Genomic DNA, 8,356 nt, shown 5'->3' with positions numbered 1-8,356 from the left:
CTCCGGTGGCTCCGGTGGCTCCGGTGGCTCCGGTGGCGGGTCACGGTCCGGGGGCGGGCTGTTCGGCGGGTCCGGCGGTGGCTCGCGGCCGGGGCCTCGTCCGAGCGGTGGGGCCCGGCCGTCCGGGTCGCGGATCTTCGGCTCCGACGAGCCGTCCTCCCGCACCAGCGAGGCGCCGCCACTCTGGCTGCGCAGCAGCGGGAACGGCAACGGCTCCGGAGGCGAAAGCCCCTCCGTCCCCTTCTGGCTCAAACCGAGCAACCCGGACAAGGACTGATACATGGCGCAGCCAGGTGACCGGCGGGGGGTGGCCTTCGCCGCCATCGCCGTGGTCTTGGCGGCGGTCGGCCTCTACCTGACGCTCTGGTCCGACCCGCCCGAGCCCGAGCCGGCCGAGCCGGAGACGCGGGCCACCAGCGCCGCAGTGGCGTCCAGCACGCCGCTGGCGACGGCGAGCGACGAGCCGTTCGACGTGTACGCGTACCTGCCGATGACCGAGGAGCAGCTCGCCGCGGCGGCCGATCTCGCCGAGCGGTTCACCGCCGAGTACGGCACCTACCGCTACGACGAGGACCCGGCGGCCTACGCGGCGCGGCTCAAGGCCTACACGACCGCCGAGCTCGGCAACACGCTGGCCCGCACCCGGACGTCGGCGGGCACCGTCGAGCAGGAGCGCAACGACCAGATGGTCTCCACGGCCACGGCCCGGCTGAAGGAGATCAGGCAGGTCGAGCGGAACTCCATCGTCTTCGTCGTGACCGCCACCCGCCAGATCGACTCCAACAGCTCCGACCAGGCCGTCACCGAGGACTACGCGGTCACGGTGAGCCAGCTCGGATCCGACTGGCGCATCTACGACATCCTGCCGGCCACCGAGGGCCAGGAGGGAGACACCTCGGGTTGAGACTCTCACCGACGCGCCTCGCCGTGCTGATCGGCGTGGCCGGGGCGCTCCTGCTCGTCGCGGTCATCGTCTCGCCGATGCTGCTGATCTCGATGCCGTCGTTCCTCAACAACGGCGGCACCGCCGTCGACTGCGACGACACCGCCCAGGTGGAGGAGGCCTCCGACTCGGCGGCCTCCGACATCCCGCGCGACTACCTGGAGCTCTACCAGGAGTACGGCGAGCGGATCGGCGTCCAGTGGAACATCCTGGCCGCCGTGGGCAAACGCGAGACCGACCACGGCCGCTCCACCCTGCCGGGCGTCAGGAGCGGCACCAACCACGCCGGCGCGGCCGGGCCGATGCAGTTCCTCATCTCCACGTGGGGCGGCAAGGCCAGGATCCCGATGTCGTCGACGTTCAACGGGTACGCCTCCGACGGTGACGGCGACGGCGTGGGCGACGTCTACAACCCGGCGGACGCCATCCTCGGCGCCGCGAAGATGCTCAAGCGCAACGGCGCGCCCGAGAACGTGCGGCGCGCGTTGTTCGTCTACAACCGCGCCTGGTGGTACGTCGACCAGGTCGAGGAGATCGCCCGCACCTACGCCCTGTCGGGCGAGGTCGACGTGCCGCCGCAGGCGTCGGAGGAGTGCGACGAACCGCTGGTCGAGGCCGCGCCGAGCGACGTCGTGGCCGAGATTTTGGAGTACGCGCTCGCGCAGCGCGGCAAGCCGTACCTGTGGGGCGGCACCGGGCCCGACGCGTTCGACTGCTCGGGGGTCATCTACGCGGCCTACCGGGCGGCGGGGCTGTCGATCCCGCGGACGACGTTCGGGCAGTGGCCGTTCGGCGTGAAGGTGTTAGAAGGACAGGAGCAGCCCGGCGACCTGGTGTTCTTCAACTCGGGGCCGGGAACGTCCCCCGACAACCCCGGACACGTCGGGCTCGTCGTGTCGAAGGGCAAGATGCTGGAGGCCCGCTGCCGGCTCTGCGGGCCGATCAAGGTCACGAGTTACGAGTCGCGGACGAACCGGGTGGGCTTCACCCGTCCCCTGCAGAACCCCGATGTCCTGGAGCAGCTGAAGAGGCTGCAGAATTCCACGCTATGAGGACACTCACCACATGAGCGCGGTCGTCGTCGTGGCCGCGGTGATCGTCGACTCCGGCGGGCGGGTGCTGGCGGCGCAGCGCGCCGAACCGGCCGCGCTCGCCGGCGGCTGGGAGTTCCCGGGCGGCAAGGTCGATCCTGGCGAAGGCGAGGAGGCGGCGCTCGTGCGTGAGTGCCGGGAGGAGCTCGGCGTGGAGATCGCCGTGGGCGAACGTGTCGGGGACGACTGGCCGCTCGCCGACGGGTACGTCATGCGCGTCTGGTTGTGCACCCTGGCCTCGGGCACCCCGCAGGCCCGCGAACACCTGGCGCTGCGGTGGCTGGGGCCGGGGGAGTACTACTCCGTGGACTGGCTCGGCGCTGATCTTCCGGTCATGAAGACGGTCGAGAATCTCCTCCTCCGCGACTAGGGCATTAGGATTGGGTCGTGCCTCTCTGTGACACAATGGTTACTCCATGTGATTTGTCGCAGCGGGGGAGCTGGAATGATGCGGCGTGGCTGGATCATTGCCGGGGCCCTGATTCTGGCGGCGGTTCCCTCTGTTCCGTGGGCGTCGACGGGGGTTTCGCTGGTGCTCGAGCGGGTGAACGGAACCGACGGCACCGGAAAGTGGGTCAGGACCGGCGATGTGCAGCGCTTCAGGGTGCGCCTGAACGGGATGGGCCGAGAGGCCAAGGTCGCGGTGGCGGCCAACCCGGTGCGGGCGCTGGGCGAGGTGTCGTGCGTACCGGCAGGGGCCTCCGGCCTTGGCTCGGGCGCTGATGGTGGTCTCGACGGCGATGAGACCGGTGTGTCTGGCGCTGAGGTGGCAGAGGCGGGATTCGGGCGTGCGGAGAGCGGGCTGGCCGCACGGGCCCTGACCGCCGTGGGCGTTCCGACCACCGCGGAGGCGCTGATCGCGGCTCAGGCGCCTGCTGCCGGGGGCACGTCCGTTGCCGAGGGGACGCTGGCGCCGGCCGGTGTCGAGGCCGCCGTGGAGGCGCCGGTGGCGTCGGGTGCGGCTGGCGACGGGCTGTCCGGGGCGCGGGTGTGCCGGCTGGGGGAGGTCAGCGGCGAGCGGGCCGTGGACGTCACGGTGACCGCGCCCGCCGGGGCCGAGGAAGTGGTGCTCGCGGCGGTGGCCAGGATGCGCTCCGCCCCGGACGGCGGGCTGACCACGATGAGCAGGACCGCCGCGCTGCCCGTCCAGAACGCGGGTGCCGGTGCGACCGACCCCGTACAGACCGCGACCTCTCCGAACACGGCCGGCGCCGTCGCCGGGCAGCTGACGGGTGCGGTCCCACGCTCGGCCACCATCGGTACGCGCCCGCCTGCCGGGTCGAGGCCCCTTGCCCGTACGGATACGGACGGGCGGCTCGCTGGGGTCGGTGTCGCGGGGGGAGTTTCCGGTCAGGCGGATGCCGAGGGGTCGTCGGCTCGGGGCGGTGTCGGGGGAGCGCCGGCGGCGGAGGTTCCCGACCGGCTCGGGGTGGCGCAGGTCGATCCGTACGGCGGTGTGGTGGACAAGCGGCGGGTCGCGCGGGTCGAAGCCGTGGAGCAGCGGCCCGAGCAGGCCGGTGCCGCGGGACGGGACGACGGGGTCGGGCGCGTGCTCGCGCAAGGGCGAGCCGACGCCCCGGCCGGGGTTTCGCCGCAGACGCTGTCCGACGCGCCGAGTGCCGTCGGAGCGCAGCAGGGGGTGACCGGTCAGCAGGGCGTCACGCCGGGCGCGGCGACCGGACAGTCCAGTACGAGCGGCAGCCGGCCCGGAGCCGCGGCTCAACCGGGTGGCACCGCAGGGCAGCCCGGTGTGGCCGGTCAGCCCGGTGGCACCACAGGGCAGCCCGGTGTGGCCGGTCAGACGGGTGGCACCACAGGACAATCCGGTGTGGCAGGCCAGCCGGGTGGTACTGCCGGGCAGCCTGGCGTGGCCGGTCAGCCGGGCGGCACGGCCGGGCAGCCTGGTGTGGCGGGTCAGCCCGGTGCGGTGGGTCAGCCGGGGGTCGCCGGGGGGCTGCCTGGGGTGCAGTTGCCGGCCACCAGTGGGGGGATTGCCGCGTTCCAGGGGGAAGGCGCCGGGAGTGAGGCGCCGTTGCCTTGGGAGCTGGCCACGTCCGGCAGGCCCGTAAGGGATGGTGAGAGCGTGAGCCTGGTCGAAGGGCAGCGCGGGATGTTCATGGTCGCCGGGGGTGTCGGCGTGCTGATGGCGACCCTGTGGATCATTGGCACGGTACAACGAGGCCGTAACCGGAAAAAGGTGCTGTAAAGGAGGCTTTACTGTTGCTTTTCCCCGACTAGTATTCCCTTGACCATGGTTCCGGGACTACGCGCGGAGGACACCGGTGGCACGCAGGAGAGCGACAGCCGTGTCCGCTGTCGTCCTGGCGCTCGGCCTGACCGGCGTGGCGGTGACGCCGTTCGTGATGCAGAGTGCGAGCGCCTCGGTGGCGCTCGATCCCGCCGTCCCGCCCTGTGACGTCGGCGAGGTCTGCGACATCGTGCCCGAGACCACCGTCACGGTGACCACGACTCTCGGCTCACCGCCGGTGGAGGGTGCGGAGGACCAGGAGCATCCGGAGACGACGATCACCAAGACCGTCACCGCGACTCCCAGTTCGACTCCGACGAAGACGACCAAGTCTCCCAAGCCGACCAAGACCACCAGCGCCCCCGCGACCCCGCCGCCGGCCATCACGCAGAACCCGCAGCCGCTGCCCACGCAGTCCGCCGAGGTCCCGGTGGTGCCGACGGCCACGCCCACGGCGGAGGAGTCGGTCGAGATGCCGGCCATCGCGCCGACCGAGACCATCCCGCCGGTCGTGCCGAGCGAGACGCAGGTCGCCTCCTCCGAGGAGGTGCCGCTGGAGCTGCGCAACGCGGCGCCCGAGTACGACCAGCGGGCAGTGGCGCAGCAACTCAGCATCCCGGCGCTGGTGCTGGTGCTGCTCGCGCTCTTCGCCGTGCTGATCTTCGAGGGGCGGCTGCGCCGCATGGCCCACGCGGCCGCCGTACGGAAGGCCGGGCCGCAGCCGGGGCGGCCGGACATGCCCCCGGCGGGCGGCTACCCGGCAGGGCCCGGGTACGCCTCGGCGGGCTTCCCGTCGCCCGGCTACCCGGGCGGCACGGCGTACGCGCCGATCATCAGTTTCGTGCCGGTGCAGACCTATCCGAGCGGCCAGCCCGGCTACGGCCCGGGCTACCCGGAGCCGACCGCGCCGTACCCGCCTCCGGGGTACGCGCAGGAGCCGCCGACGCCGCCCGAGCCCGTGGTGCTGCGACCGGAGGAGTTCGTCTCCACCAACGAGCCGCCCGAGCCGCCCGAGCCGGAGGAGCCGGCGCGTGAGCGGAGCCTGTTCGAGCCGGTGATCCCCCCGGAGCCGCTCCCGGGCGACATCCCGCCGGGCGGCGCGGACCCGTACGAGGGGCCGGAGCCGCCGCTCGGTCCCGCCTCGGCGGCCGAGGCGGGCGACGCCGACCCCTGGAAGGAGCCGGGCTCCCTGTTCACCCCCAGGAAGCCCGTCACGGAGGACGCCGGCGAGGGGTACGAGCCGCCGCCGTACCTGCCGCCCGACGTGGAGGCGACGGCCGTGCAGCCGCTGCCCGTGCCCGAGAAGGAGCAGGAGCAGCCCGGCGGCAGGCGCAAGGGCTCGCGCCGCAAGAAGAAGTAGCACACGAGAGCGGGGGCCGGTCGTGACGACCGGCCCCCGCTGTACGTGTTCACCCGGCTACTTGCGCCTGAGGATCTTGTTGCCGAGCCAGACCAGCGGGTCGTACTTGCGGTCGACCACGCGCTCCTTCATCGGGATCAGGGCGTTGTCGGTGATCTTGATGTGCTCGGGGCAGACCTCGGTGCAGCACTTGGTGATGTTGCAGTAGCCGAGCCCGTGCTCCTCCTGCGCCGCCTCCTGGCGGTCGGCCACGTCGTACGGGTGCATGTCGAGCTCGGCGATCCGCATGAGGAAACGCGGACCGGAGAAGTTGGTCTTGTTCTCCTCGTGGTCGCGGATCACGTGGCAGACGTTGTTGCACATGAAGCACTCGATGCACTTGCGGAACTCCTGGGACCGCTCGACGTCGACCTGCTTCATCCGGTATTCGCCGGGCCGGACCCCGGCCGGCGGCGTGAAGGACGGGATCTCCCGGGCCTTCTGGTAGTTGTACGACACGTCCGTGACGAGGTCCTTGATGACGGGGAACGTCCGCATCGGGGTGACCGTGATGGTCTCGTCCTCGTCGAAGGTGGACATGCGGGTCATGCAGCCGAGCCGGGGCTTGCCGTTGATCTCCATGCTGCACGAGCCGCACTTGCCCGCCTTGCAGTTCCAGCGCACCGCGAGGTCGGGCGCCTGGGTGGCCTGGAGGCGGTGGATGATGTCGAGGACGACCTCGCCCTCGTTGACCTCCACGGTGAAGTCCTCGAGCCTGCCCTCGCCGCCCTCACCGCGCCAGACCTTGAACTTTGCCTTGTAGCTCATGACTTCGCTATCCCGTCGAACTCGGCCATCTCTTCGTCGGTGAGGTACTTCTTCAGCTCGTCCCGGTCGAACAGCGTGATGAGGTCGTCGCGCATCTGCTGCTGCGCCTTCTCCGCCACCTTGACGGCGGAGCCGTCGCCCAGGGAGCAGACGAGCAGCCTGCGGCGCCACTTCGGGTCCATCGCCGGGAAGTCGTCGCGGGTGTGACCGCCGCGGCTCTCCTCGCGCATGAGGGCGGCGCGCGCCACGCATTCCGACACCAACACCATGTTGCGCAGGTCGATCGCGAGATGCCAACCCGGGTTGTAGACGGCGGAGCCGCCCGCGCCGACCATCTTGACGCGTTCCTTGAGCTTCTCGACGACCTGCAGCGCCTCGGAGACCTCCTCGGCCTTGCGGATGATGCCGACCAGGTCGTTCATCGTCCGCTGGAGCTCGTGGTGCACCTCGTACGGGTTCTCGCCGCTGCGGCCGAGCGGCGCGAGGGCCTCCTGGCGCGCGGACTCCACCTGCTCGGCCGACACCTTGGGACGGTCGGGCAGCTCGTCGACGTACGCCGCCGCGCCCGCGCCCGCCCGGCGGCCGAAGACCAGCAGGTCGGACAGCGAGTTGCCGCCCAGCCGGTTGGAGCCGTGCATGCCGCCGGACACCTCGCCGGCCGCGAACAGGCCGGGCACGGCCGCCGCGCCGGTGTCGGCGTCGACCTCGACGCCGCCCATGATGTAGTGGCAGGTCGGGCCCACCTGCATGGGCTCGGCGGTGATGTCGACGTCGGCCAGCTCCTTGAACTGGTGGTGCATCGACGGCAGCCGCCGCTTGATCTCCTCGGCGGGCAGGCGGGTGGAGACGTCGAGGAAGACGCCGCCCTGCGGGGATCCCCGGCCGGCCTTCACCTCGGCGTTGATCGCGCGGGCCACCTCGTCACGCGGCAGCAGCTCCGGCGGGCGCCGGTTGTTGGCCTGGTCGGTGTACCAGCGGTCGGCCTCCTCCTCGGTGGTGGCGTACTGGTGCTTGAACACCTCGGGGATGTAGTCGAACATGAAGCGCCTGCCCTCGGAGTTGCGCAGCACGCCGCCGTCACCGCGGACGGACTCGGTGACGAGGATGCCGCGCACGGAGGGCGGCCAGACCATCCCGGTGGGGTGGAACTGGATGAACTCCATGTTGATGAGGTTCGCGCCGGCGAGCAGGGCCAGGGCGTGGCCGTCGCCGGTGTACTCCCAGGAGTTGGAGGTGACGACGTACGACTTGCCGATGCCGCCGGTGGCGAGGACCACCGCGGGGGCGTCGAAAAGCACGAAATTTCCGGACTCGCGCCAGTAGCCGAACGCGCCCGAGATCCGGTCGCCGTCCTTGAGCAGCCGGGTGACCGTGCACTCGGCGAAGACCTTGATGTAGGCCTCGTAGTCGCCGTGCGTCTCGTGGTCCTCCTGCTGGAGCGCGACGACGCGCTGCTGCAGGGTGCGGATCATCTCCAGGCCGGTACGGTCGCCCACGTGTGCGAGCCGCGGGTACTCGTGCCCGCCGAAGTTCCGCTGGCTGATCTTGCCGTCCTTGGTGCGGTCGAACAGCGCGCCCCAGGCCTCGAGCTCCCAGACCCGGTCGGGCGCCTCCTTGGCGTGCAGCTCGGCCATCCGCCAGTTGTTCAGGAACTTGCCGCCCCGCATGGTGTCACGGAAGTGCACCATCCAGTTGTCGTCGGGGTTGACGTTGCCCATCGCCGCGGCGGCGCCGCCCTCGGCCATGACGGTGTGCGCCTTGCCGAACAGCGACTTGCAGACGATCGCCGTCCTCTTGCCCTGCTGGCGGGCCTCGATCGCGGCCCGCAGCCCGGCGCCGCCTGCGCCGATGACGACGACGTCGTATTCGTGACGCTCTGTGTTGTGCGTGTTTTCCACTGAAGCTGG

At 71.3% G+C, this 8,356-nt stretch carries 7 protein-coding genes and 1 pseudogene; 6 read left to right on the top strand and 2 right to left on the bottom strand.

Going from position 1 to position 8,356, the window contains the following annotated elements; genetic code table 11:
* From C1J01_RS51325 to C1J01_RS19535, 6 genes and pseudogenes are all read left to right on the top strand, one after another.
* Positions 1-277, top strand: a pseudogene (locus C1J01_RS51325) (type IV secretion system protein); the annotation flags it as partial.
* A gap of 3 nt (positions 278-280) precedes the next feature.
* A complete protein-coding gene (locus tag C1J01_RS19555) occupies positions 281-904 on the top strand; it encodes a hypothetical protein (protein ID WP_111180421.1) in 624 nt (207 codons plus the stop codon).
* On the top strand, positions 901-1,995 hold the full coding sequence (locus tag C1J01_RS19550; RefSeq protein WP_111180420.1) for a C40 family peptidase: 1,095 nt from the start codon (positions 901-903) through the stop codon (positions 1,993-1,995). Before C1J01_RS19555 ends, C1J01_RS19550 begins: the two co-directional genes overlap by 4 nt.
* A gap of 13 nt (positions 1,996-2,008) precedes the next feature.
* Positions 2,009-2,404, top strand: a complete 396-nt coding sequence (locus C1J01_RS19545) for a (deoxy)nucleoside triphosphate pyrophosphohydrolase (protein ID WP_111180419.1) — start codon at positions 2,009-2,011, stop codon at positions 2,402-2,404.
* Positions 2,405-2,479: 75 nt separating this feature from the next.
* Positions 2,480-4,240 carry a hypothetical protein gene (locus tag C1J01_RS49945; RefSeq protein WP_181448855.1) on the top strand — a complete coding sequence of 587 codons (1,761 nt, stop codon included), beginning with the start codon at positions 2,480-2,482 and terminating at the stop codon, positions 4,238-4,240.
* Positions 4,241-4,340: 100 nt separating this feature from the next.
* Entirely contained in the window at positions 4,341-5,642 is a 1,302-nt protein-coding gene (locus C1J01_RS19535; RefSeq protein WP_111180417.1) for a hypothetical protein, read from the top strand.
* A 57-nt stretch (positions 5,643-5,699) separates the two neighbouring features.
* On the opposite strand, the gene C1J01_RS19530 is transcribed toward C1J01_RS19535, so the two are convergent.
* On the bottom strand, positions 5,700-6,449 hold the full coding sequence (locus C1J01_RS19530) for a succinate dehydrogenase/fumarate reductase iron-sulfur subunit (protein WP_111180416.1): 750 nt from the start codon (positions 6,447-6,449) through the stop codon (positions 5,700-5,702).
* Entirely contained in the window at positions 6,446-8,347 is a 1,902-nt protein-coding gene (locus tag C1J01_RS19525) for a fumarate reductase/succinate dehydrogenase flavoprotein subunit (RefSeq protein ID WP_111180415.1), read from the bottom strand. Before C1J01_RS19525 ends, C1J01_RS19530 begins: the two co-directional genes overlap by 4 nt.
* Positions 8,348-8,356 lie beyond the last annotated feature (9 nt).

Source organism: Nonomuraea aridisoli (genome assembly GCF_003236395.1).
Lineage (GTDB): Bacteria > Actinomycetota > Actinomycetes > Streptosporangiales > Streptosporangiaceae > Nonomuraea > Nonomuraea aridisoli.
This window is presented reverse-complemented; position numbering and strand designations above follow the sequence as displayed.

What these genes read in the sequence shown, in the direction of transcription:
- C1J01_RS19555 (WP_111180421.1), top strand. Translation starts at nt 281, where the DNA reads ATGGCGCAGCCAGGTGACCGGCGGGGGGTGGCCTTCGCCGCCATCGCC.
- C1J01_RS19545 (WP_111180419.1), top strand. Translation starts at nt 2,009, where the DNA reads ATGAGCGCGGTCGTCGTCGTGGCCGCGGTGATCGTCGACTCCGGCGGG.
- C1J01_RS49945 (WP_181448855.1), top strand. Translation starts at nt 2,480, where the DNA reads ATGATGCGGCGTGGCTGGATCATTGCCGGGGCCCTGATTCTGGCGGCG.
- C1J01_RS19530 (WP_111180416.1), bottom strand. Translation starts at nt 6,449, where the DNA reads ATGAGCTACAAGGCAAAGTTCAAGGTCTGGCGCGGTGAGGGCGGCGAG.